This window comes from Dyadobacter sp. CY347, assembly GCF_021502655.1.
Classification (GTDB): Bacteria; Bacteroidota; Bacteroidia; order Cytophagales; family Spirosomataceae; genus Dyadobacter.
In genome coordinates this window covers 312,705-335,996 of record NZ_JAKFFT010000009.1, presented here as the reverse complement: position 1 = coordinate 335,996, position 23,292 = coordinate 312,705, and the positions used below count along the sequence as shown (strand labels likewise).

General features: G+C 45.9%; 21 protein-coding genes. 8 read left to right on the top strand and 13 right to left on the bottom strand.

Features of this window, described 5'->3' with window-relative positions; all coding sequences use genetic code 11:
* The first annotated feature begins 75 nt into the window (after positions 1–75).
* Positions 76–354, top strand: a complete 279-nt coding sequence (locus tag L0659_RS22395) for a hypothetical protein (protein WP_235128808.1) — start codon at positions 76–78, stop codon at positions 352–354.
* Positions 355–363: 9 nt separating this feature from the next.
* Here the strand turns inward: L0659_RS22395 and L0659_RS22390 are convergent, their stop codons facing one another.
* Positions 364–720: a hypothetical protein gene (locus L0659_RS22390; RefSeq protein ID WP_235128807.1), complete on the bottom strand. Its 357-nt coding sequence runs from the start codon at positions 718–720 to the stop codon at positions 364–366.
* A gap of 118 nt (positions 721–838) precedes the next feature.
* Positions 839–2,854 (bottom strand): heavy metal translocating P-type ATPase, encoded by a 2,016-nt coding sequence (locus L0659_RS22385; protein ID WP_235128806.1) that lies wholly within the window; start codon positions 2,852–2,854, stop codon positions 839–841.
* A 246-nt stretch (positions 2,855–3,100) separates the two neighbouring features.
* On the opposite strand from L0659_RS22385, the gene L0659_RS22380 reads away from it, so the two are divergent.
* Genes L0659_RS22380 through L0659_RS22370 form a run of 3 tightly spaced genes read left to right on the top strand, consistent with a single transcriptional unit; the run spans position 3,101 to position 4,164 of the window.
* Positions 3,101–3,349: an AbrB/MazE/SpoVT family DNA-binding domain-containing protein gene (locus tag L0659_RS22380; protein WP_235128805.1), complete on the top strand. Its 249-nt coding sequence runs from the start codon at positions 3,101–3,103 to the stop codon at positions 3,347–3,349.
* Positions 3,343–3,663: a type II toxin-antitoxin system PemK/MazF family toxin gene (locus L0659_RS22375; RefSeq protein ID WP_255727593.1), complete on the top strand. Its 321-nt coding sequence runs from the start codon at positions 3,343–3,345 to the stop codon at positions 3,661–3,663. The genes L0659_RS22380 and L0659_RS22375 overlap by 7 nt, the downstream gene beginning before the upstream one ends.
* Positions 3,664–3,708: 45 nt before the next feature.
* Positions 3,709–4,164 carry a DUF1572 family protein gene (locus L0659_RS22370; RefSeq protein WP_235128804.1) on the top strand — a complete coding sequence of 152 codons (456 nt, stop codon included), beginning with the start codon at positions 3,709–3,711 and terminating at the stop codon, positions 4,162–4,164.
* A gap of 7 nt (positions 4,165–4,171) precedes the next feature.
* Here the strand turns inward: L0659_RS22370 and L0659_RS22365 are convergent, their stop codons facing one another.
* Genes L0659_RS22365 through L0659_RS22355 form a run of 3 tightly spaced genes read right to left on the bottom strand, consistent with a single transcriptional unit; the run spans position 4,172 to position 8,011 of the window.
* Positions 4,172–6,280 carry a metallophosphoesterase gene (locus tag L0659_RS22365; protein ID WP_235128803.1) on the bottom strand — a complete coding sequence of 703 codons (2,109 nt, stop codon included), beginning with the start codon at positions 6,278–6,280 and terminating at the stop codon, positions 4,172–4,174.
* Complete coding sequence (locus tag L0659_RS22360; RefSeq protein ID WP_235128802.1) at positions 6,277–6,822, bottom strand: cytochrome-c peroxidase; 546 nt, start codon at positions 6,820–6,822, stop codon at positions 6,277–6,279. The genes L0659_RS22365 and L0659_RS22360 overlap by 4 nt, the downstream gene beginning before the upstream one ends.
* Positions 6,758–8,011, bottom strand: coding sequence for a cytochrome-c peroxidase (locus L0659_RS22355; protein ID WP_235128801.1), 1,254 nt, complete (start codon positions 8,009–8,011; stop codon positions 6,758–6,760). Before L0659_RS22355 ends, L0659_RS22360 begins: the two co-directional genes overlap by 65 nt.
* A gap of 296 nt (positions 8,012–8,307) precedes the next feature.
* On the opposite strand from L0659_RS22355, the gene L0659_RS22350 reads away from it, so the two are divergent.
* Both L0659_RS22350 and L0659_RS22345 read left to right on the top strand, forming a co-directional pair.
* Positions 8,308–9,522: a glycosyltransferase family 1 protein gene (locus L0659_RS22350; RefSeq protein ID WP_235128800.1), complete on the top strand. Its 1,215-nt coding sequence runs from the start codon at positions 8,308–8,310 to the stop codon at positions 9,520–9,522.
* 48 nt (positions 9,523–9,570) lie between these two features.
* Positions 9,571–10,455, top strand: coding sequence for a helix-turn-helix domain-containing protein (locus L0659_RS22345; protein WP_235128799.1), 885 nt, complete (start codon positions 9,571–9,573; stop codon positions 10,453–10,455).
* Here the strand turns inward: L0659_RS22345 and L0659_RS22340 are convergent.
* The 7 genes from L0659_RS22340 to L0659_RS22310 form a co-directional block, all read right to left on the bottom strand.
* Positions 10,452–10,835 carry a DUF983 domain-containing protein gene (locus tag L0659_RS22340; RefSeq protein WP_235128798.1) on the bottom strand — a complete coding sequence of 128 codons (384 nt, stop codon included), beginning with the start codon at positions 10,833–10,835 and terminating at the stop codon, positions 10,452–10,454. The genes L0659_RS22345 and L0659_RS22340 overlap by 4 nt on opposite strands.
* Positions 10,836–10,969: 134 nt before the next feature.
* Positions 10,970–11,551 (bottom strand): chemotaxis protein CheB, encoded by a 582-nt coding sequence (locus L0659_RS22335; RefSeq protein WP_235128797.1) that lies wholly within the window; start codon positions 11,549–11,551, stop codon positions 10,970–10,972.
* Positions 11,533–12,342: a protein-glutamate O-methyltransferase CheR gene (locus tag L0659_RS22330; RefSeq protein ID WP_235128796.1), complete on the bottom strand. Its 810-nt coding sequence runs from the start codon at positions 12,340–12,342 to the stop codon at positions 11,533–11,535. The genes L0659_RS22335 and L0659_RS22330 overlap by 19 nt, the downstream gene beginning before the upstream one ends.
* Before the next feature lie 5 nt (positions 12,343–12,347).
* On the bottom strand, positions 12,348–12,713 hold the full coding sequence (locus L0659_RS22325) for a response regulator (protein ID WP_235128795.1): 366 nt from the start codon (positions 12,711–12,713) through the stop codon (positions 12,348–12,350).
* A 52-nt stretch (positions 12,714–12,765) separates the two neighbouring features.
* The gene (locus L0659_RS22320; RefSeq protein WP_235128794.1) at positions 12,766–16,368 is read right to left on the bottom strand and encodes a response regulator; all 3,603 of its coding nucleotides are present in this window, start codon (positions 16,366–16,368) and stop codon (positions 12,766–12,768) included.
* Complete coding sequence (locus L0659_RS22315; RefSeq protein WP_235128793.1) at positions 16,352–17,977, bottom strand: response regulator; 1,626 nt, start codon at positions 17,975–17,977, stop codon at positions 16,352–16,354. The genes L0659_RS22320 and L0659_RS22315 overlap by 17 nt, the downstream gene beginning before the upstream one ends.
* A gap of 209 nt (positions 17,978–18,186) precedes the next feature.
* On the bottom strand, positions 18,187–18,447 hold the full coding sequence (locus L0659_RS22310) for a hypothetical protein (RefSeq protein WP_235128792.1): 261 nt from the start codon (positions 18,445–18,447) through the stop codon (positions 18,187–18,189).
* A 193-nt stretch (positions 18,448–18,640) separates the two neighbouring features.
* On the opposite strand from L0659_RS22310, the gene glgX reads away from it, so the two are divergent.
* Complete coding sequence (gene glgX, locus L0659_RS22305; RefSeq protein WP_235128791.1) at positions 18,641–20,821, top strand: glycogen debranching protein GlgX; 2,181 nt, start codon at positions 18,641–18,643, stop codon at positions 20,819–20,821.
* Positions 20,818–22,653, top strand: coding sequence for a malto-oligosyltrehalose trehalohydrolase (gene treZ / locus L0659_RS22300; protein ID WP_235128790.1), 1,836 nt, complete (start codon positions 20,818–20,820; stop codon positions 22,651–22,653). Before glgX ends, treZ begins: the two co-directional genes overlap by 4 nt.
* On the opposite strand, the gene L0659_RS22295 is transcribed toward treZ, so the two are convergent.
* The gene (locus L0659_RS22295; protein WP_235128789.1) at positions 22,634–23,206 is read right to left on the bottom strand and encodes a hypothetical protein; all 573 of its coding nucleotides are present in this window, start codon (positions 23,204–23,206) and stop codon (positions 22,634–22,636) included. The genes treZ and L0659_RS22295 overlap by 20 nt on opposite strands.
* Positions 23,207–23,292 lie beyond the last annotated feature (86 nt).

The window sequence follows — 23,292 nt, the reverse complement described above, 5'->3', positions numbered from 1 at the left end:
TTTTGTATATCGCTTTTAGTAACGCACAAATTACAAAAAAGCGGGTAATCTTCTCACACATTATCTTTGTAACAAATGGAAAAACACCAAACGCGGGTGAAAGAGTACGGTTGTATGACAATCAAAGAGCGCCTGCTCCTCAGATTCATCAAGTCAAGAAATGTTGTTGGTAAAAACTGGCGTGGCGTATTGGCCGCCCGGGACCCCTTCTTCAACACTAAGCTGGGCGGAGATTATTTAACCTCCGTCGCCCAGGCAGTGTCAGACAGCAGTCGTGGAAATGTGGACCGCATTGAGCGCGTCACGGTTGCACTCGAAAAAATTGCAGGTATTAAGCCGGTCAGTGTAGTGTAATACGGGCCGTTACTTTAATTCCGTAGTAATGAATTCCAAGATGCCGGTGCCGGTATTTTTTAGATCATGAATGGAGCTGCCCTGCTCAATAATATTTTGAAAAGAGGTTTGCCCTTTTTTGAATGTAAAACTTACCTGGCTGCCGTCTTCCTGGTTGGAAACGCCTTGCCCATCCTGTAAAACGGTCCAGAAATAATCGTAATTATGACGGTGATAATGGATGCGCTCGCCGGGTTGCAAGCTGATGTGCCATACTTTGACTTTATCATTCTCGAAAAGCAAAATGTCGCCAACGGCCTGGTTCTGTGTGTTTTCCTGTAATTCTTCCCGAAGTTGTTCAGGGGATAATGCATCGGTTCTGGACATTTTTCCTGGCGGTTAGATAATCGTTGGTTGAATGATCATGTTCTTTAAGAATTGAATAAAGGGTTTTTTGTGTAAAAATTACTCTTAATTCAATCATTCGGTCTTGTAAAGAGCACACCTAGATCTTCTTTCCCTGTATTCTAAAAGCATTCAGGATTGCCAGTAACGCTACACCAACATCTGCAAAAACCGCTTCCCATAATGTTGCGATTCCGCCGGCTCCCAGGATCATCACGAGCACTTTTACAGCCATTGCAGCTGAAATGTTTTGATAGACAATGCTTTTAGTAATTTTTCCCACCTTAATGGCGGAGGCAATTTTTAAGGGCTGATCATTCTGGATCACAATGTCGGCCGTTTCAATCGCCACATCCGATCCTAACGCGCCCATGGCAATGCCCACATCTGCCAGCGCAATCACCGGCGCATCATTCACGCCGTCACCGGCGAAGGCAATGTGCTTGCCTTCGGCTTTCAGTTGTTCCACAATTCTGACTTTGTCTTCCGGCAGCAAGTTTCCATAGCTTCGGTCGATTTGCAATTGCCCGGCAATGTGCGAAACCACGGCTTTCTTATCGCCTGAAAGCATAATCGTTTCAATGCCAAGCTTTTTCAATTCCAAAACAGCTTCCATTGCATCCTCCTTAATCTCATCGGCGATTGTGATGTAGCCTGCATAAGAGCCATTCAATGCAACGGCGACAATGGTTTCGGCAATGTTACCCAGCTCTCTCGGATAAGCAACCTGGAATTTATCGAGCAGTTTCAGGTTCCCCGCCAGCATTAGATCTTCGCCTACTTTTCCCTTCAATCCGTGGCCGGAGATCTCTTCAACTTCGGTTGGTTTTATTAGTGTAAGATCGGCGGCATGCACTACGACCGCTTTGGCAACAGGATGCGTTGAATAACTTTCAAGTGAAGCCGTTTTTAATATAAAGTCATTGATATCCAGTGCAGTTTCTACTTTTTGTACTTTGAAGACTCCTTTGGTCAATGTGCCAGTTTTGTCGGAAACGAGCGTATCAATCTTAGTAATAACATCCAGGAAATTCGCCCCTTTAACCAAAATCCCATTCCGCGAAGCCAACCCGATCCCGCCGAAATATCCGAGCGGAATAGAGATCGTGAGCGCACACGGGCATGCGATCACGAGGAACACCATGCCGCGATAAAGCCATTGGTCAAAAATATAATTGCTGACAAAAAAGTAGGGGAGGAGGATGATCAGCACTGCCAGCAGGAAAACGATAGGCGTGTAAATTTTTGCTAACCGGCTTATCAGCAGCTGCGTAGGCGCTTTCCTTCCGGTTGCTTCCTGCACCATTTCCAGGATCCGCGAGAGTTTTGAATCTTTAAAAAGCGCCGTAACCTCCACTTCAACAGATTTCTCGGTGTTGATCATTCCGGCCAGGACTGGTTCGTTTTGATTTTTCTGATCGGGAACGGATTCGCCGGTGAGGGCCGCCGTGTTGAATGTGCCGTGCAATGACTTCAATGTGCCGTCCAAAGCCACTTTCTCGCCCGCTTTCACCACAATTGTTTCGCCAATGGCAACCGAGGCCGGCGCAACCTGAACGTCTTTGCCATCACGGATCACGGTAACCTGCTCAGGCCGAATGTCGAGAAGTGCCTTAATGGAACGTTTGGATCTGCTAACCGCCAGATCCTGAAACAGTTCACCAATCTCATAAAAGATCATCACCGCAACGCCTTCGCTGAATTCACCAATATAGAATGCTCCGATGGTCGCAATGGTCATTAAAGTAAATTCATTGAAAAGATCACCGCGCATGACGCGCCGGAATGCCGTTGCAATGGTTTTATTTCCTGCCAAAACATAAGCAACCAGCATCAGGACGATTTCTACATTCCTGTCGATCTCAATTTTTAAAACAAAAGAGACGAAAAGGACACCCAACAAAAGCGCCAGACTCAGCCAAAGCATCCAGTGGCTTTTCAGCAAACTGCTTTCTGAGCCGCCGCCGTGGTCATGGTCATGGTCGTGGTCATGATCGTGCCCTTCATGCGGTGCATGGTTGTGTTCCTTTGCGTGTTTTACCAGGACCGGCGTATCTCCGGAACAGCATTCTTTGCCATCCTGATCTATATGTTCTTTACTTGTATTCAACTTCATCCGATTATTATGAAAGGTGTCGCCGTTATCATTACACATTGTAACTGGCATCCGATAACGACACAACAAATATATGCCCTAACACCATGCAACAGGGTTACAAGTGCTGAAAATCAAGTAATTGCAATGTTGTTGCAGGGCTAATGATGTGTTCCTCAATGTCACCACAGCACAGGACTTACATTGCATCGTCTTGAATTTCAGCCTAAAATTTGAATTGTTATAACATTATTATAACTTTGAAATATGTTAGTCAGGGTGCGCAGGATTGGAAACTCCCAGGGAGTTATTCTTTCAAAGAACATGATGGAACAATGCGATATCAAAGACCTGGTGAATGTGGAGGTCAAAGGGAATGCCATTGTGATTGAACCTGCATCGCAAAGTCCGCGGGCTGGCTGGGAACAACAATTTGACTTGGCCAATAAGGGACAGGACGAGGATTTGATGGAAGGTTTTTCCAATGAATTTGATGATTCCGAGTGGACATGGTGATTAAAAGGTTTGAAATTTACTTTGTTTCTCTTGATCCTACCATTGGCAGTGAGATCAAAAAATCGCGGCCGTGCGTCGTAGTCTCACCCGACGAAGTCAACCGATCGCTCAATACGGTTATTATCGCACCACTCACATCGACTATTAAAAAATACCCGACGCGCATTGCATGTTCGGTAGCAAACAAATCGGGGCAGATCGCTCTGGATCAGCTTCGGACGGTTGATAAAGTGAGGTTAAGCAAAAAGATAGGCATGCTGGACGCCGAAACGTCCGAAGGCGTGCTCGACATTCTTAAAGCTTTATTCGCTTGATCACTTCAAAGCATCAATAACGAGCACCATTAAACTCTGCAAGCCATGAATACTGAAATTATTGCCGGGCTCTTTGAAAGAGACCTGAAAAAATTACGGGACGAAATTCGTCAATATCCTTCCGACGAGTCACTTTGGGTCCAGCTGCCGGGGACGATCAATACGGGCGGAAACCTTTGCCAGCATTTGATCGGGAATTTGAGAACCTATGTCGGGCTCGCACTTGGCCAGGTCCATTATGTGAGAAACCGCGACGCAGAGTTTGCGGAGCGACTTTTCACCCAAACTGCATTGCTTGAAGAACTGGATCAATTGCTTCCTATCGTCATGAAATCCGTAGAGAGCCTGTCAGAAGCGCAGCTCGAAGCCGAATATCCCCGCAATGTTCTGGATATGTTTGCCAACCAAACCACAGCCTTGGTCCTAACTCATTTATTGACGCATTTATCCTACCACTTAGGCCAGATCAATTATCACCGAAGATGGATCTCGGCCGTGTAAAAAAGCACTAATTAACCGCCAGCTTACGCACAACGCTCCGTCCGTTTACACTTACTTTTAACAAATATATCCCGGCAGCAACATTATCCGGCAAGAATGACACTGGCGATTCCGTCAGTGTCATTGTTTTTTCTACTAATATCCTTCCTGAAACGTCCATCAATTGCATTTCTGCTTTCAATGACGCTCGCTCTGACAGCTTAACCTGCATTTGCCGTGCGGCGGAAGGGTTTGGAATGACTTCAATGTCAAACGGTTGTGCATTGGGATTTACAGCCAGGATAATTTCCTGCAAACGAATGGTCGTGATCATCGAATACAAGGTTCGGCCACCAAGTGCAACCATTTTGAGCCTGTAATAGATCGACTGGTTCAGGTCAAGTTTCGGACTTTGCTCGTCTTTAAAACTATAATATTTATTCGTTGTTGAATTCGGACCGCCGTCCACGCGCCCGACTTCCGCCCATTTCAGATCGTCCTGTGCGCGCTCGATTAAAAAATGCGAGAATGCATTTTCAAATTCGGTCGTCCAGGATAATGTTACCACGTTCGCAGCATCTGCTTTACGCGAAAAACCGATGAGTTTGACGGGGTCGGCAAGCGTAACATTTACACGAAATACATCAGTGATGCAGTTCTGGGCATCTTTCACATTGTAATCTGTTGTTTTATCGGGAGAAACGGTTATTGAGGCTGTTTTGGCACCATTGTTCCAGATATAATCTCCTATGAATGAAGATTTTAATTCAACACGCTCTCCTGCATCGATCTCAATGGTGGTCTCTTTATTAACATCTTTTTCAATGGTGAACTGATCATAAATTATACCATCAACGCCTATCCATTTGGCATCGAGACGGTTTCCTTCTACTTCGAGGACCATTCCGCCTGAGCGTTCAGCGTCTGAATAATACATGGCTTTGTGCGGAAACCCGGCCGCCTTGGATCCCAGCTGTCCCGCGGAGCCAGACACCACATACACAGTGCCTTTGTTGGAATCCGATTTTTTCAGATAGGGACAAGATTCTTGTGTGCCGTCGTATCGGCCTGAGGACTTACTGAGATTATGTTTCTCGGGATCAAATGTGTCGGCTTTGTCATAATGTCCCTCCATCAGACGCGAGCGTTCGTAGACATGGCTATGCCCGCAAAGGATCAGGTCAACACCGTTCTTTTCCAGGATGCCGATAAAATTTTCGCGGATTTTGATCATATCCAATTCGGTTTCGGAATTGCGTGAACCCTGGGAATAGGGCGGATGATGCCAGTAAGCTACGATCCAATCTTTGTTTTGATTAGCAGCCAGATCCTTTTTGATCCACCGGACCTGCCTGCCCAGGGTGTCATATAAGCGCGTCGCCTGATCTTCTTTTCCATATGAATCGAGGGATAAAAAATGCACATTACCATAATCATAAGAATAAAAAGCCTCGGTTTCGGATGCTACGCCGCCTGCTTCGCCTTGTGTGGGAAGCGTAAAAACGTCGTAGTAGGGAACATTGTGATCTTTTTGTCGGTCAGGGTTGTCGTTGTTATAGTCGTGGTTTCCGGGTGCAGGGAAGACCGGGTTTTTTTTGAGGAAATTGCTTTTGTAATGATTGAAAAAATTGGATTGATATTCCGCATCTTTCCCGAAAGCGTATGCATTATCGCCCAATAAAAGCAGCGCATTCATATAATTTTCACCCAAATAAGCAGAGATCCTTTCGCGCACCATGTCCTGCGTGGCCGAATTTGTCCCGCAATCCCCGAGGACGCCGAACCTGTATTTTCCTTTTGTGCCCGGTTTGGGCGCGGTTTCAAAATAATTATCCAGACCGCCTTCCAGAATTTCACCCGCAAAACCAATCGCATAATAGTAACGCGTGGCCGGGTCCAACTCCGACAACTTCACTTCATGCTCCGTTTCTTTTGCAGTAAGTTCGACCTGCATGTTCAATGCGGCGTGAGAAAGGCCATATCGTACCATACTGTTGGTTGCGAGGTCTGTTCGCCAGCGTACGACCATGCTTGTGGAAGTAGCTGACTGGAGATAGGGCCCGCGCAGCAATGTTGTTTGTGCCAGGGCAGATTGAAGAAAATGAATGAGTAAAACGAGGAGTAAATATTTCTTCATATTTTATCGGTTAAGGCATGCATAAAAGCAATAATGTCTTGTTTCTCCTGGTCCGTCAGGTTAAGCGGCCGTGTGGATAGCGTTTGTCTGGGAATGTCCAGTCCAAGACCGCCGCCGCCTCCTTTGTCATAAAAATCAATGACTTTTTCGAGTGTGGTAAATGCGCCGTTGTGCATGTACGGGCCGGTTACCGCAGCATTTCTGACCGTTGGTGTTTTAAATGCCGCTTCATAGTAAGGTGTCGCCCGAACGTCCATGCGACCATTATCTTGATCTTTGACGGGGTTTAGAAGATCGTCCGTGGCTGTTGCGCCGATAATTTCGAATTCTGTTAATGCATAAAAAGGCGGGATCAGGCCATTGAATAACGGTGCGAAGTGGCAGGTCCCGCATTGCGCTTTTCCCATAAAAAGGTTGAAACCGCTGATCTGGGAATCCGTTAATGCATGCTTGTTTCCTGCTATATATCGGTCAAAATCAGCATTGTAAGGGTTTAAAGTTTCTAATAAATGCGGCCAACACGGAATAAATTTGTTGCTCATCTCGCTTTTTTGATCCTTTCCCAGGAAAAGCTTTTTTAAATAAATTCTTGTATTCTTTGTCTTTGAGCAACATTTGCATGCTACCAGCCGGACTTCCATTCATTTCTGACGAATCGCGCATAACCGCCTCAATTTGTTCTTCCAATGTTTTCGCACGTCCGTCCCAAAACTGATTGTGCTGGGCTGCGGCATAAAAGAGTGAAGGTGCGTTCCGTCTGACGGTTGTGTGCGCATTAATGCCAATGCTTTTCGGAAGTCCATCAGTAAAATAGTTGGCAGGATTGTGGCAGGAAGCACAGCTTTTGGAACTGTTACCCGAGAGCCGCGTTTCGAAAAACAACTTTTTTCCAAGCTCAGCCTGTTTTTGAAATAAACCCTCATCATACATCGAATCCAATGCTCCCGGACTGAACATATGCGGCGCATTATAGCGCAACATTCCGGGGGCCGCGGAATCCAGGCCCATTTCGCGGATCATTATGTTCAAATGCATTTGCAGCGGCAGGGCATTTTCGGTGAGGAATTTCAGGCGGTCAAAAGAGTCAAATTCAGCATTGGTGCGCAGAAAGCCGATGGAATTTTTGAGATAATAAAATACGCTGTCGTGTTTACTTTCATCCAGGTAGGGTTTCAATGTGAGGGCAATTGTCTCCATAGCCGACGCCGATTCCCATATGCCGCTCTTCAACATGGGCGCATCAAATCCGGTGATGCCCAGTGCAATAATGCGGATCAGTTGGAGCCTGGTAGCAGCGAGAATTTGCTTGTCATTGGTTTCAAATTTGTACAACAATGCGTGCAGATCGTTCGCAGCATTGGTCAGCAATTCAGCCTGGGTCAGCAATTCTTTCTTTGAATCGGTTGTGAGGCTGTCAAACAACATGGCTTCCATATACTGCATGCCGGCCGGTTCCATGTATTCCAGATGGGGTTCCTCAATTTCGTTCTTGGGCGCGCGGTTGTAAATCCTGGATGAAGTGAAGAAGAAATGTTCAAGAAAATATTCGATCCGCTTGTAGGCCAAACGGCTGTAAATCAATTTGGTTTTTGCATTTTCGACCGTTTCAGGCTCAGCAGCGTCAATGGTTTGAATGGCTTGTTTGAGATCCGTAAGGCTCAATGCATATGACTTTGAATCGACCCTGAACCTTGCAATGCATTGCTCCACACCAATTTTGCGCGGGGGCATTTTTTGGTTGAAAGCAAAAATTAGAAGGGATGCAAAAAGCAGGAGGGTAAAGGTTTTGGGCATTGGCAACGGGTTCGTTTTGCTACTATAATATTACACAGAAAAATCAATTTTTCCTGCTATTTGGGCTGCATTGCGTATAGTTGAACACGTTCCGCTTCTTGCCTGGGCAATTTTAAGCTAAAACTTCTGGCATAGTAATTTATGATACGGGCTCATTCCGGTTCGTTTTGACGTCTGGATATTGACAGCAAAACAAAACGGATCGCACATTCATCAACATTCATATTTGTATAATGATAGATACCCCAATCAGCAACGATTTTACTGCAAATCAGTTGCAGCACTTAGCCCTGGCGGGAAACGAGGAGCAAGATTCACTCCCGAAAAACCTGCTATGCTTTTCTCATCTGAGATGGGATTTTGTTTATCAGCGTCCACAGCATTTGCTTACGCGCTTCTCGGACATTGCGGCGGTTTATTTTTTGGAAGAACCTGTTTTTGGAAAAACAGATGTTCCATATCTAACTTTTTCCCAGAGGCTTCCTGAGCTTTGGGTATGCGTCCCGCACCTGGCAGACGGCCTTACCAAGGACGAGGTGAATGCACAGTTGCGCGAACTGATCCGGGTATTTTTCATCAATAAAAAACTGGATGAATTTATCTTCTGGTATTACACGCCTATGGCACTCGAATTTTCATCGCATTTGTCGCCGGGACTGACTGTCTACGACTGCATGGATGAACTTTCGGCATTCAAGTTTGCGCCGGAATCGTTGAAGGGACTGGAAAAAGAGCTGATGACGCGCGCAGACGTGGTTTTTACCGGAGGACATTCACTTTTTGAGTCGAAGCGCAATCTACATGCCAACATTTATCCCTTTCCAAGCAGCATAGACAAAAAGCATTTCGGGCAGGCAAGAGAAAGTAACTATGAACCAGCCGATCAGGCAATGATCAGCGGAAAAAAGATCGGCTTTTATGGCGTCATCGACGAGCGTTTTGATATTGACCTTATCCGGGACATCGCCACGCAGCGTCCCGACTGGAACATCATCCTCATCGGTCCTGTGGTGAAAATTGATCCTAAAACATTGCCCAGGAAGGCTAATATCCATTATCTGGGGGCCAAATCCTATGAGCAGTTACCGGCATATCTTTCCGGCTGGGACGTTGCGTTGGTGCCGTTCCTGCTGAATGAGTCCACCCAATTTATCAGTCCCACAAAAACACCGGAATATCTGTGCGCAGGCAAGCCTGTGGTCTCTACGCCGATCCGCGATGTGGTGAATCCTTATGGCACAAACAAGCTGGTGTCTATCGGAAAAGACGGTAAGGATTTCGTGGAGGCGATTGCTTACTGGCTCGATTTGCGTGATAAAAAAGGGTGGCTAGGCGGCGTAGATCAGTTTTTGAGCACAAATTCCTGGGACATTACTTGTGCCGATATGATCGACTACATGACGTCCGTTCATGATACTAGGAAAGTTGTGAAGATTGGTCGCCAGTAACGGTATATTGTTAAATTGCCGGGAAAATGATGTCCGATCTATTTTCGCATGCAGACAACTTTCCCGCGGCTTGACATTGGCCCGCTATCTGAGTACAAGGAGGATGATATAATGATCAGCCGGTTTGAAGACTATCTGGCTGAGCATCAGAACCTGGTGTTCCCGCACCGGCATGGCTTTTATCATTTGGTGCTTTTTACGAAGGGTGGGGGATTTCACACCATTGACTTCAACCACTTCCAAGTACATCCGTTCCAGATTTACTTCATGAGTCCGGGGCAGGTTCATTCCTGGAATTTTGTAGGGGAGATGAATGGGTTTGTGGTTAATTTTTCGGAAGCATTTTTCAGGTCATTCCTGCTCAAACCGGATTATCTGGAATCTTTTTCGTTTTTTGACGGCGACAGCAATAACAGTGTGATCGCCATTTCGGCGGATATTCAGGCCGATGTTGTAAAGCTTTTTGAAGATTTATTGGTGCAGTCAAAAAAGGTGAAATTCCGGGAAGACATTATCCGGGTTTTGCTGCTGCACATTTTTCTTTTGCTGGAACAAAGTCAGGCGCAGGACAACAAGGAAGCGTTCAGAAACCAGCAAAATCCTCTGATCAGGAATTTTCAGCAACTGATCGAGAAAAATTTTATTAAGGTCAAACAACCGGGCGAATATGCTGAAATGCTGCACGTTACGCCCAATCACCTGAATGCGCTTTGTAAGGAGCACTTAGGTTTGCAAGCGGGAGCCGTCATCAGGAACCGCATTGCGCTTGAAGCAAAAAGACTGCTGATCAATCTGGATTTTACAGTCTCGGAAATTGCCTACAAACTCAATTTCAATGACAATTCGTACTTCGCGCGTTTTTTCAAAAAAGAGACAGGCATGACGCCCGAAGCCTTTCGCGCCAAATCTGCGAATCAATCTGTTAAGCCTTAATGTTCAACAGGTTCCTGGTTGGCTGGCTTAATGAACAATGCCAACCACGACCGCCGCGCCAACCGGTAAAAATACGGTGTCAGAATGATGAGGACCGGAATGATCGACATTAAGAAATAGTCCAGATATGGCTCGAAAAAATTGACGAATATCAAAAAGTAGATTACCATAAACGCTACATAAAACGAATAGCTCATGTACAGCGCACCCTGGTAGAAACCCGGCTCAGGAACCAGATTTTCACCGCAATGCGGACAATGCTTATTCATTTTATCGAAGTTTTTAAGATTATAGGCGCTTTTCGAAATGAAGAAATCACCCACACCACATCTCGGACATTTATTAAACAGAACGGTATATAACTTACTTGGCTTTGCCATGGTATTGAAGTTTTGGATTGACACAAATTTCGCGAGAAATCAGCTTAGAAAGAAAGACTGATGGTATGTTTTGTGGTACAGATCAACGATCGGTTATAAAACCCGTGCCAGTTTGTGAAGGCATCCGGCAGATGTCAGCGGAGGTTGTTAATGTAATGCGACATCTGGCGGATGTTTAACACTTGATCAATCACAGCGTGCAACATAGCGTAGTGGGGCATGTAAGGCATTTGGGCCGTTTCCGGGTCTTGCACAAGGGTTATTCCCCCCATTTTCTTCACATACATAAGACCCTTCGTTCCGTCTTCATTGGCACCGGAAAGCAATAATGCAGCCAGTGAAGAACCATACACTTCCGCAGCAGATTCGAATGTGACGTCTATACTCGGACGGCTGAAATTCACCTTTTCCGAATAATCCAGGGAAAAGGTCTCATCTTTTTCTACCAGCAAATGATAGTCGGCGGGTGCCAGGTAAATGTGCCCGGGACGGATCACATCTTTGTCCTCCACCTCATGGGTAGGCAGTACGGATTTTGTAGCAAGCAGCTCCGAAAGGGCGGAATCCGCAGAATGGCGGCGGTGCAGCACCACAATCATGGCGAATGGCAGGTCGTGGTGAAGTGAAGGAAGCAAGTTGAAAAGCACCTGCAAACTTCCGGCAGATCCACCGATCAGCAGCGCCTTCACAGAGCTTGTTACATCACTTTCTTCCATATTTTTTCCCGGTTAAGCTGCTTATACTTGTTTTGTATCACCGAAAATTTCAATGTTTCCTTTGTTCCCAAAGCCAGGTAACCCAGCGTTCCCAAACTGGCATCGAAGAGTTTTAAGACTCTGTCCTGCAAATCTTTATCAAAATAAATGAGCACATTTCTGCACAGAATCAGGTCAAACTCATTGAAAGAGCTGTCGGATACGAGGTTATGTGTTGAAATAATGATCTTCTCAGACAATTCCCGGTCAAATTTGGCTTGTCCGTAATTCGCCGTGTAATACTCCGAAAAGTCCTTTAATCCACCTGATTCAATGTAGCTTTCAGAATAATGCTTCATTTGCTGCAAAGGAAAAATCCCTTTCCTAACCTTGTCGAGCACGCTCGGATTAAGATCCGTTGCATATAATAAGGATTTTCGCAGAAGCCCGGCTTCTTTTAGTAAAATTGCCATTGAAAATACTTCCTCGCCCGTGGAACAGCCTGCATGCCAAACCCTTATGAAAGGTTTTGTGCCTAGTACGGGCAAAATATCTTCCCGAAGGGATTTGTAAAAAGACGGGTCACGGAACATTTCCGTCACATTCACAGTGATTTCCTCGACAAATCTTTTCAGATAATTTTCATCCGTCCTGACCTTGTATCGAAACTCAGCGAAGCTTGGGAATTTATCAATAGAAACGAGCCGTATAATGCGCCTTTTCAGCGATGCACGGGAATAGCTGGTAAAGTCGTAGCCATAAATGTCCACTAAATCTGTCAGCAGTATTTCAACTTCCTCGTCCTCGATCATTTCGTCTAGATGTCTTTTAAAATCTGCAATAATTTGTCGACGTTGATCGGCTTCGATATGTAATCGTCGGCCCCGGCTTTCAGGCATTTTTCGCGGTCGCCTACCATAGCTTGCGCAGTAACTGCGTAAATGGGCGTGTTTCTTCTGCCTTCTATGTTTCTTATTAAAGGGATAGCATCGTAGCCATCCATTTCGGGCATCATCATATCGATCAGGATCGCATCAACAGGTTCATTTGTCCTAAGCAATTCTAATGCCTCGGGTGCGCCTGAGCAGGAAATACAATCGTATGACTTGGATTTTAATGTCGCTTTCAGTGCAAAGATGTTTCTGGAATCATCGTCGATAATCAGCACTTTTTTCTTACTCATAAAGAAGGTCGGTTTATGGAGGATCTGGATTTTTTAATGCGTGTGCCCTGAATCAGGATTTCTCATAAAGCCACACCCGCAACAGGGACATCAGCTGATCAATGTCCACAGGCTTGGTAATGTAGTCTGACGCGCCCGCATTGATGCATTTTTCGCGATCGCCCGTCATGGCTTTTGCTGTGACGGCAATTACAGGCAGGCTGCGCCACTTGTAATTTTCCCGGATCCTTCTGGCCGTTTCGTATCCGTCCATTTGCGGCATCATCATGTCCAGGAGCACGACATCCACATTCGGATTTTCTTCAAGGCGCTGCAAGGCTTCCTTGCCATCCAATGCCGTCAAAACATTCATTTTGAAGTTTTCCAAAGACTTGGAGAGAGAGAAAATATTCCGCACATCGTCATCGGCAATGAGCACCGTTTTACCTTTCAAAATTTCACTGAGGCCACCAAGTTTCTGCCTGTCCGACGTTTTCTGCGGTGTCTTTTTGCTTTCTTCAACCACATGCAGGAACAGTGAGACCTCGTCCAGCATGCGCTGGTAGGAGTGGGCTGTTTTAACAATGATCGAGTCTGCATACTGTTTGATACGCAGTTCTTCGGTCATCGACAGACTTTTTCCGGTGAAGACGATAATCGGGATATGCTCGAAGCCGGGGTTCATTTTGGCCATTTCCAGCATTTCGTATGCTTTTTTGTCCGGTATGCCCATATCCAGGATCACGCAGTCAACTTCATTGTTCTGTAATGCGTCCAGTCCTTCATTAATGTCGCTTTTCAACTGAGAATTGATGTTAAATGACGACAAATAATAAGCGAGGGCTTTCGCATGCATCGAATTATCTTCCACAATGAGCACTTTTTTGCTCTGCTTGCTTACCACGAACTCGATCTTTTTGAAAATCTCCTCCATTTTTTCGAACGCAACTGGCTTATCGATAAAGTCCACAGCGCCTTTCAGCAAGCTTTCATTTTTCATGCGGTGCGACGACATAATGTGCACCGGGATATGCCTCGTTTCCGATCTTGATTTCAATTCATCCATCACTTCCCAGCCGCTCATAACGGGAAGCTGAATGTCCAGGAGGATGCCCATTGGCCTAAATGTTTGCGCCAATTCAAGCCCCTCATCCCCTCGAACGGCCACAATGCCTTTATAACCTTGCTTGCGCGTGTAATCCAGAAGCGACTTAGCGAACATGGTATCATCCTCGACAATCAAAATTGTTTTGTCTGATGCCTGAATGTTGTCGCGGTCGTCGGCAATGCTTGCCGGGATCACCGTGCTGATAAAACGCGCGTCATTTCCTTCCGGCTTGGTTTTCAGTGCTTCTTCGCTGTGGTTCAGGAAGTAGGTTTTGGGCTCGGCGTTATTGGTCGCATATGTTTTTGCAACGGGAATAGAGAGCGTAAATGTGCTGCCTTCGTTTAATTTGCTGGTCAATTCTATTTCGCCTCCCAGCAGTTTCACAAGTTCACGGCTGATAGACAGTCCCAACCCCGTGCCGCCATATTTCCGCTTCGTGGAGCCATCGGCTTGCTGGAACGCCTCGAAAATGTGCAGCTGTTTCTCCGGTGCCACGCCTATGCCTGTGTCCGTCACCGCGAAACTCAGCAGAGATTCGGAGCCCGGCTTGCGCTTGATATCGATCCGGACAGAACCCTGAGAGGTGAATTTCAGTGCATTGGATATCAAATTTTTAAGAATCTGTTCCAAGCGCATTTTATCCGTTTCGATCACCAGCGGAACCCCATTCTCAATGTTGATCGCAAAGTCAAGTCCTTTTTCCCGTGCAACCGGGCCGAACATGCCTTTCAGATCGTCAACGATTTCCTTTACGGTCACATTGACATAGTCCAGCTCCATCTTGCCGGCTTCGATTTTCGACAGGTCGAGGATTTCGTCGATCAGTCCTAACAAGCCATTTCCCGAGGATTGTATTACGGTTGCATATTCAACCTGCTCACTGTTCAGATTTTTTTCATCGTTTTCAGAGAGTAACCGGCTTAATAGTAAAATGGAATTCAGCGGCGTCCGCAACTCGTGCGACATATTGGCCAGGAATTCAGACTTATAGCGCGTGGTTAGTTCCAGTTCTTCTGCTTTCTTCTGGATCTCCATGTTCTTCTCTTCCAGCAGGCCGCTCCGCTCTTCCAGCTCCTCATTGGTTTGTTGCAACTCTTCCTGCTGCACGCGAAGTTCTTCTTCTGAAGCCTGTAACTTTTGCGATTGTGCTTCAAGCTCAGCATTCAGGTTTTCCAGCTCGTTATGCTGCGTCTGCAATTCCTCGGATTGTGCCTGTGTTTCTTCAAGGAAATTTTGCAGTTTCAGGTAATCCAGCGCCGAGTTGATGCCCGTGGCAATTGATTCCAGGTTGCTTTCCAGGAATTGGATTTCAAGTTTATCCGGTCTTGACAGGAAGCCCAGTTCAATTATACCAATACATTCATAAGCATAAATAAGCGGCAGGATCACTAGTGTCGCAGGCTTTGTTTCACCAAGCGTTGAGGTTACTCTCAAATAATTTTCAGGCACGTCGTACACAACGACGGGCTTTTTGCTTTCAATCACTTGTCCTGCCAGTCCGGCGCCGGGAACAATCGCATCCGGTGCATTTTCGACCGCATAACTGCTCGCCAGCCTGAAATTCCAATCATTATCCTGAATGTAGATCGTCCCCAGATGGGCTTTGGAATAGCGGGTAATGGTTTCGATGAGGTTCGCAGCCAGCTTCTTCAAAATCCTTTCCCCACGAATGGCGTTACTAACTTCCACCATCCCGGTTTGCAGCCAGTTTTTCGTGTTTAAATCGTTGAATGTTTGTTCCAGAGATGCGGTCATCTTGTTCAGCGCTGCCGAAATGCGGCCCAGATCGTCGTCGAGATCATCCTGCGACCTTACCGAATAATCTCCTTCTGAAACTTGGCGGGTAATCTGCTCAATGCGGTTGATCCTGCGTTCCGTGGATGCATATTTCTGCTCTTCAAGCAACTGCGCAGCAAGCCTTTTATCCATATCATTCTTAATTCGCATATAGGCGAACACCGTGATCAGGATCGAGATCAATGCAGCCACAACCAGCAGGATGGGTGTATATTGAATGTAGATCTGCTGCTGTTCCAGTCGCTGCTGGAGAATTTTGTTTTCCTCAGCCTTGATCCTTTCTGTGGTAAGCCGAAGGTCGTCCATGATCTTTTTTCCCTTGATCATTTCACGCAACCTGCCATCCTGATCGTCGCCAAAGCTGCTGTTCCGGCGCGTCTGGTCAATAATGTATTGCATTTGCCCGAATTTAGCTTCGTACAATGCTTTCACCTCCCGCAGGTTTTTCTGCTGGGCGGGATTGTCGGAGGTTAGTTCGCTGAGGTTATTGTAGCTGTTTGTTGTGTTTGCATAAGCATCCTGGTATGGGTCCAGGAATGTCGCGTCTGATGTGATGAGGAATCCCCGCTGGCCGGTTTCTGCATCCTTTACAAAAGAGATTATCAATTCGGCTTCTATGAGGACCTGGTTTGTGTGGTTAACCAGTTCTGAATTATTGATGAGCTTCTGAGTGCTGTAATAGGAAGCCAAAAGGCTGAATATGAGCAGCAGGATAGAAAAGGAAAATACAATTTGTAATTGCTGGATTATAGAGTTAGAGGTTTTTTTCATCTGCGCTTAAAGCTGATTTTTCAATTTTGATTTCGTTTAAAGGCTGCTCCTGAACGAGGGGCAGGATAAGAATGAACTGCGCACCATGATTTTCAACGCTTCTTGCCGAAATAACCCCGTTATGCTTTTCCATGATTTTTTTAGCAATCGCCAGCCCGATCCCCGTGCCTTCGTAGTTGTTCATGTTATTAAGCCGCTGGAAAATGACGAATATCCTGTCAAGAAACTTTTCATCAAACCCAATGCCGTTGTCTTCGATCACGATCCGGCAATAATGTCCGTCGTATTGCTCAGGAGCGTCCACATCCTTGTCTGCAATGGTTGAGGATGTAATATTGATGACTGGCGGAACACCTTCTTTGGAAAATTTGAGTGCATTGCTGATCAAATTCTGAAAAACCTGTCGAATCTGGCTCGGAATGGTATCAATGATCGGCAGCTTGGTGATTCGTATATCTGCTTTCTTATTCAGGATGATCTCGTCAAAGTCCGAGAGTAAATCTTCCAGCAATAAGTTCAGGTCGGTAGGTTGGAAATGTGCCTTGATAGACAGCCGCGAATAATCGAGCAGGTCGCTGATCAGGCGGGACATCCGCGCTGATGAGTTGATGGAGCGGTTAAGATAGGAAACGGCTTCCGCATTCTCATTCAAATATTTATCCTTAACTAAATGGCTGAATGTCTGTATTTTACGCAAAGGTTCTTTCAAATCATGCGAAACGACCCAGGCAAATTGCTGCAACTCGTGGTTCGTCGTTTCAAGCTCTGAGTTCTTATCCAGCAATTCCTTCGTTCGGAGCTCTACTTTATGTTCCAGCAGCTCATTGGCCATTTTTTGCTGGTGAATGTCTGTAAATGTGCCCACCCAGCGGATCGTTGCGCCGTTTTGGAGGATAGGAATGATCTTGATCAGAAAGTATTTGTATTCCTGTGTTTCGAGATGCCTTAACCTGGCTTCGCTTGTAAATTCCAGCCCATTCTTAAAGGATGTTTCCCAATGCTCGTAGAGGTCGTCTTCGGGATGCGATTCGGGGAATACATTTGCGTCCGCCGAAACCTGGAACCAATGTTCATTGACGAACTCGATCTTACCGTCGCTGCCGATTGTAAATGCAATTTGTGGAAGTGATTCGAGTATAAAACGCAGTTCCTGCATGCGGCCGGCGAGTTCCTCCTGCGCCTTTTTTCTTATATCAATTTCATATTGAAGCGAATGCTGAATGGCTTTCAGTTCCTGCTGTTGCTCGTATAGCTTGTAGAAAGTCTTTACTTTAAGCAGCAGAATGTCGGCATCAACCGGTTTGGTGAGATAATCAATACCACCTGATGAATAGCCTTTGGTGATAAATTTCTTTTCCTTATTTACAGCAGAAAGGAAAATAATCGGCGTGTCCTTGGCTTTACCAAAACCCGAAATAGCTTCTGCAACCTCGAAACCATCCATTCCCGGCATCTGGACGTCCATGATAATCACGGAATAGCTGTTTTTCAGGATCTTCTTTAACGCCTCTTCTCCTGATCCGGCACTATCCGTTTTGAAATCGTGCAGTTCAAGTATTTTTTTAAGTGGAAGTATATTCTCGGGCCTGTCGTCGACAATCAGAATCATAATATGGGTAAAAAACTATCCATTCAAATCCTTGCTAATGTCAGTTGAGAAGTGATCTTGTCATACTAAATTAAACCTGCATGTGTATACGCTGTAATTCAATTAGTTAAGATACAGTGATATTAACAAGTCAAAAATTCAATGTAAAGTAATCGATATTGTGGATTTTACACAAAAATCATACCAAATAAGGCAAATTTCGGCACTTTTCACTCATTCCCGGAATGTTGCGAACGATATGTCTCTTCAATAATTTCCTTTAATTCTGCCGACCATTTCTGGATTGTGATCATCGGATGGATAAATGGTGTGTTAAAGTCGTCTGCGATAGAAGTATGTCCCTGCTCGTTAACCAGCGTGATAATGGCATTCACCAGATGCTCTTCCGAAGAATCGTAAACGGTATCCTCATTCATTTCGCTCACTTTTTGCAGAAATGCCAGCAATTCCGGCAACATGTTTTTGTCCATATTATAAATGTTATGCTCCTGAAAAGGGGCTTTGTAGAATATTTTCCCGAATCACTATACGCCTTACTGGCATAATTTTATAGCAAATAGTGTTCTCAAACAATGATTATGGCGAAGATGGTCTGTTAATGTTGATTCAGGCGGACGTTTTCCGTGTGGGGCGAAATGAGAGTTTGTACTTAAAATATTGAAAATGAAAAAAGTATCTAACAATAACGTTGTTAAGAAATCAGAACATAGTAACATTACTGTTTACCCCGGCGAACCCTATCCACTTGGTGCCACGTATGATGGTGAGGGCGTCAATTTTGCACTTTATTCCGAAAACGCAACGGGCGTTGAACTGTGCCTTTTCGAGCGTCAGGACAGTGAGCGTGAGCATATCAAGATAGAAATCCAGGAAGCTTCACACCATGTGTGGCACGTATATGTGCCAGGTATAAGGCCCGGCCAGTTGTATGGTTACCGTGTTCTCGGGCCCTACGAACCATCTGCCGGGCTGAGGTTTAATCCCAATAAGCTCTTGATCGACCCTTATGCAAAATCCATTTCGGGAACGATCCAATGGCATGATGCGCTATTCGGCTATGTTATCGGCGATGAGAATGAAGATATGAGTTTCAGCGAGCTGGATAGTGCACCTTATATTCCCAAATCGGTGGTTATTGAATCAGGTTTTGACTGGGAGGGTGTTCAGCCACCGGAAATTCCTTATCATGATACGATCATCTATGAAACGCATGTAAAGGGCTTTTCAATTTTAAATGAGGATGTCCCTGAGGAAATCCGCGGCACTTATGCCGGTCTGGCGCATCCCGCTTCCATTAAATATTTACAGGAACTCGGCGTAAATGCGGTCGAGCTTATGCCTGTGCACCATTTTATTTCTGACCGACACCTTAAAGAACGCGAACTAACCAACTATTGGGGTTATAACTCAATCGGATTTTTTGCGCCGGATGTGCGTTACAGCAGCTCCGGCACACTTGGGCAACAAGTGGTCGAGTTTAAAAATATGGTCAAGGAAATGCATAAGGCGGGAATAGAGGTTATCCTGGATGTGGTTTACAACCATACCGGCGAAGGAAACCAGATGGGCCCCACTTTATCATTCAGAGGCATTGATAATATGTCGTATTACCGACTGATGGACGGCCGCTATTACATGGATTACACTGGAACGGGCAATACATTGAATGCGAGGCTCCCTAGTGTGCTTCGTCTGATCATGGACAGCCTTCGTTACTGGATCACAGAAATGCACGTCGATGGTTTCCGGTTCGATCTGGCTTCAACGCTCGCAAGGGAATTGCATGAGGTTGACAGGCTGAGCGCGTTCTTCGATATTATCCACCAGGATCCGATCATTTCACAAGTGAAACTTATCGCTGAGCCCTGGGATATTGGTTTTGACGGTTACCAGGTTGGGAAGTTCCCGATCGGCTGGGCCGAATGGAATGGCCGTTACCGCGATTGCATGCGCGATTACTGGCGCGGTGCCGACAGTATGCTTGCAGAATTCGCGGAGCGTTTCACAGGAAGTTCGGATTTGTATAAAGGAGAATACCGGAGGCCAACTGCCAGCATTAACTTCATCACGGCGCACGACGGGTTTACACTGAACGATCTTGTATCGTATAATGACAAACGTAATTTCGCCAATGGCGAGGACAACAATGATGGCGATGATCATAACCGTTCCTGGAACTGTGGCGCTGAGGGGCCATCGGACGATGCGGAAGTGAATGCGTTAAGAAACAAGCAAAAACGCAATTTCCTAACCACATTATTCTTGTCCCAGGGTGTTCCTATGCTGGTTGCAGGGGACGAGTGGGGGAGGACGCAGGGTGGAAACAACAATGCATATTGCCAGGACAATGAGATCTCTTGGCTCAACTGGGATAAAGCAGACACAGAATTACTGACATTCACGCAGAGGCTCATCGCTTTCAGTAAGGCGCACCGCTCATTCCGGAGAAGGGATTGGTTCCGTGGGTTACCGATTAAAGGAAAAGGCCTCGAAGACATTGCCTGGTTCCTGCCGGACGGAAGTGAAATGCCGGAAGAAAACTGGAATCATGATTATGCTAAATCATTGGCCGTTTTCTTAAATGGAAAAGGGATCCGGCACGTGAATAAAAAGGGCGAACCGATTTATGACGATAGCTTTTATATGATCTTCAACGCACATTATGAACCTGTGGAATATACCCTGCCTCCGAAAAAGTACGGAATGGAATGGCGAAAAGTAATTGATACGAGTGAAGGCTGCGTCACCGAAGACGGCGAGATATCCGGACCGGATACATCCGTGACGGTGGATAGCAGGTCAATCGTTGTTTTTAAACATTCATTGGAACAACAAAAAATATGATTGATAACGAAAAATGGATACCGGGCGTGCGGTTCAATGAGTTTGGGGAGGCACAGGTTGTAGTGTGGGCGCCTGAACTGGATGAGATATCATTGCAGCTGGAAAACACAAACGAACAGTTTCCGCTAAAAAAACAGGAATTTGGCTATTGGTTGCTGCGGACGGACGCATTAAAACCGGGCGACCTATATCAGTTTGTAGTTAAAGACAAGCCTTTGCCAGACCCGGCATCGCTGTGGCAGCCGAAGGGCGTTCATGGACCATCCGCCGCTTACGACCTGCGGAACTTCAAATGGACTGACCAGGAACTGCCGCAAGTGGCGTTGAAAGATTACATTATTTACGAGCTGCACACCGGGACGTTTACTGAGGAAGGCACATTTGCAGCTATGGAAAGTAAACTGGATTATCTGGTTGATCTGGGAATCAATGCAATTGAAATAATGCCCGTTTCACAGTTTGCAGGTGCCAGAAACTGGGGTTATGATGGTGTGCTTCCATATTGTGTGCAGGATTCTTACGGCGGGCCGGAGGCTTTGCAACACCTGGTAAATGCCTGTCATGAAAAGGGAATAGCGGTCATCCTGGATGTCGTTTACAATCATATTGGTCCGGAAGGCAATGTGTTACCCCAATACGGTCCATATTTTACAGATAAATACAACACACCATGGGGCGATGCGCTTAATTTTGACTCGCCCTGGTGTGACGGTGTCAGGGAATATTTTGCGGAAAATGTGCTGATGTGGTTCCGGGATTTCCATATTGATGCTTTGAGAATGGATGCCGTCCATGCGATCAAGGACATGAGTCCGGTCCATATCTTACAGGAAATGAAGACGCATGTTGATGCGCTGGCAAAGGAAACCGGCAAAACACATTACCTGATCGTAGAAATGGATTTGAACGATACACGCTACATTAATCCCATTTCGAAAGGTGGTTATGGGATGGACGGACAGTGGATTGACGAATTTCACCATGCATTGCGCGTCTCATCCGGGCAGCAGCGAAGTGGTTACTACTCTGATTTTGAACCTATCACGTCCCTCGCGAAATCATACAAAGATGCATACGTATATGACGGAGCGTTTTCGGAGCATCGGAAGCGCAAGTTTGGCGTAAAAGCGGATGGTCATCCGGGAGAGCAGTTTGTTGTATTTTCTCAAAATCACGATCATGTAGGGAACCGGATGATGGGCGAGCGGACAAGCCAGCTTGTCTCCTTTGAAATGCAGAAACTGCTGGCAGGCGCTGTTTTCGTCAGCCCTTATTTGCCTATGCTTTTCATGGGAGAAGAGTATAGCGAAAGTAATCCGTTCCAATATTTCGTAAGCCACACCGACCCGGAGCTGGCAGAAGCCGTCAGAAAAGGCAGAAAACGCGAGTTCGCTGCTTTTCACCTGGATGGGGAAGCACCGGACCCAATGGCGGAGGAGACTTTTAACAACTCCAAACTTCAATGGTCATTGCCAGCAGAAGGACAGCACCAGATTATGTTTCAGTTTTACAAAAAGCTGATCCATCTGAGGAAAACACAGCCAGCATTAAGCAGCACTGATCGTGAAGCGATAGAGGTTGAGCCCAACTCTGTTAATGAGACCATTACCCTGCGGCGCCGGACACCAGAGCAAGAGGTTATTGCGGTGCTGAATTTCTCGAAATCAGTTCGTGAAGCATGGTTACCCGAGCAAACGAACGGCTGGAAAAAGTTGCTGGCGTCTTCTGATGAAGTCTGGAATGGATTCGGAAATGTTACCGAGCCGCCGGCAGACAGGCTGATTATGCTGCCGCCGGAGAGTTTTGCCATTTTTACAAATTCCGTATTTTAATCTTCATTTCGTGGGGCGCAACTTCATCGCCGCCGAAATAGGGAAGAAGTTTATAAGCAATGCCCACGCCGCCTGAACAGTGGCGTGGCATTTTTCTATCAACGCCATGGTAAGAGAAAATGTAAGCTTTGTCTTCCAGGGAAATTCTGAAGCTATTGGTTTCGTTTAATTCCGCTGTACCCAGATCTTTAACTTCCCGGACGCCATTCGCATATGTATAAGCATATATATGAATGTTGCCCTCTTGCCAGTTCCAGCCGAACCTGGCGCTGTTGTTCTGGTGCTGCGAGCTGCAATCCGAAAATCCATATAGCTTGTTAATATCAAACTGATTCTCGGGAATAGCCGTTTTGTAAATGCAGGAACTATCAAATACAACCTGAAAACGCATTGAACCGGCAGTAAACGGTGTATTTACATTCTTCTCAACCTCGTGTTCTCCGGCTTTGATCGTGTAAGTAATAAAATCGTCACCGAAGCTGGGCGTGTTGCCGATCCAGTCACAGGAAGCGGTTACAAATAGGATTAAGGCACAAAAAAGGGCAGTTTTCATAATAATATACTGCATTACCGGCAAAGTTTGAACGATAATCAGCTAATGAACGAATGTATGGTCTTTAAATTGAATAAAACGGGCAT

Bases quoted from the DNA above. Each gene is read 5' to 3' on its own strand.
- L0659_RS22385 (WP_235128806.1), bottom strand. From the start codon at position 2,854: ATGAAGTTGAATACAAGTAAAGAACATATAGATCAGGATGGCAAAGAA.
- L0659_RS22320 (WP_235128794.1), bottom strand. From the start codon at position 16,368: ATGAAAAAAACCTCTAACTCTATAATCCAGCAATTACAAATTGTATTT.
- L0659_RS22390 (WP_235128807.1), bottom strand. From the start codon at position 720: ATGTCCAGAACCGATGCATTATCCCCTGAACAACTTCGGGAAGAATTA.
- treZ (WP_235128790.1), top strand. From the start codon at position 20,818: ATGATTGATAACGAAAAATGGATACCGGGCGTGCGGTTCAATGAGTTT.
- L0659_RS22360 (WP_235128802.1), bottom strand. From the start codon at position 6,822: ATGAGCAACAAATTTATTCCGTGTTGGCCGCATTTATTAGAAACTTTA.
- L0659_RS22345 (WP_235128799.1), top strand. From the start codon at position 9,571: ATGCAGACAACTTTCCCGCGGCTTGACATTGGCCCGCTATCTGAGTAC.
- L0659_RS22340 (WP_235128798.1), bottom strand. From the start codon at position 10,835: ATGGCAAAGCCAAGTAAGTTATATACCGTTCTGTTTAATAAATGTCCG.
- L0659_RS22395 (WP_235128808.1), top strand. From the start codon at position 76: ATGGAAAAACACCAAACGCGGGTGAAAGAGTACGGTTGTATGACAATC.
- L0659_RS22310 (WP_235128792.1), bottom strand. From the start codon at position 18,447: ATGGACAAAAACATGTTGCCGGAATTGCTGGCATTTCTGCAAAAAGTG.
- glgX (WP_235128791.1), top strand. From the start codon at position 18,641: ATGAAAAAAGTATCTAACAATAACGTTGTTAAGAAATCAGAACATAGT.
- L0659_RS22325 (WP_235128795.1), bottom strand. From the start codon at position 12,713: ATGAGTAAGAAAAAAGTGCTGATTATCGACGATGATTCCAGAAACATC.
- L0659_RS22365 (WP_235128803.1), bottom strand. From the start codon at position 6,280: ATGAAGAAATATTTACTCCTCGTTTTACTCATTCATTTTCTTCAATCT.
- L0659_RS22330 (WP_235128796.1), bottom strand. From the start codon at position 12,342: ATGATCGAGGACGAGGAAGTTGAAATACTGCTGACAGATTTAGTGGAC.
- L0659_RS22335 (WP_235128797.1), bottom strand. From the start codon at position 11,551: ATGGAAGAAAGTGATGTAACAAGCTCTGTGAAGGCGCTGCTGATCGGT.
- L0659_RS22370 (WP_235128804.1), top strand. From the start codon at position 3,709: ATGAATACTGAAATTATTGCCGGGCTCTTTGAAAGAGACCTGAAAAAA.
- L0659_RS22355 (WP_235128801.1), bottom strand. From the start codon at position 8,011: ATGCCCCCGCGCAAAATTGGTGTGGAGCAATGCATTGCAAGGTTCAGG.
- L0659_RS22315 (WP_235128793.1), bottom strand. From the start codon at position 17,977: ATGATTCTGATTGTCGACGACAGGCCCGAGAATATACTTCCACTTAAA.
- L0659_RS22375 (WP_255727593.1), top strand. From the start codon at position 3,343: ATGGTGATTAAAAGGTTTGAAATTTACTTTGTTTCTCTTGATCCTACC.
- L0659_RS22295 (WP_235128789.1), bottom strand. From the start codon at position 23,206: ATGAAAACTGCCCTTTTTTGTGCCTTAATCCTATTTGTAACCGCTTCC.
- L0659_RS22380 (WP_235128805.1), top strand. From the start codon at position 3,101: ATGTTAGTCAGGGTGCGCAGGATTGGAAACTCCCAGGGAGTTATTCTT.
- L0659_RS22350 (WP_235128800.1), top strand. From the start codon at position 8,308: ATGATAGATACCCCAATCAGCAACGATTTTACTGCAAATCAGTTGCAG.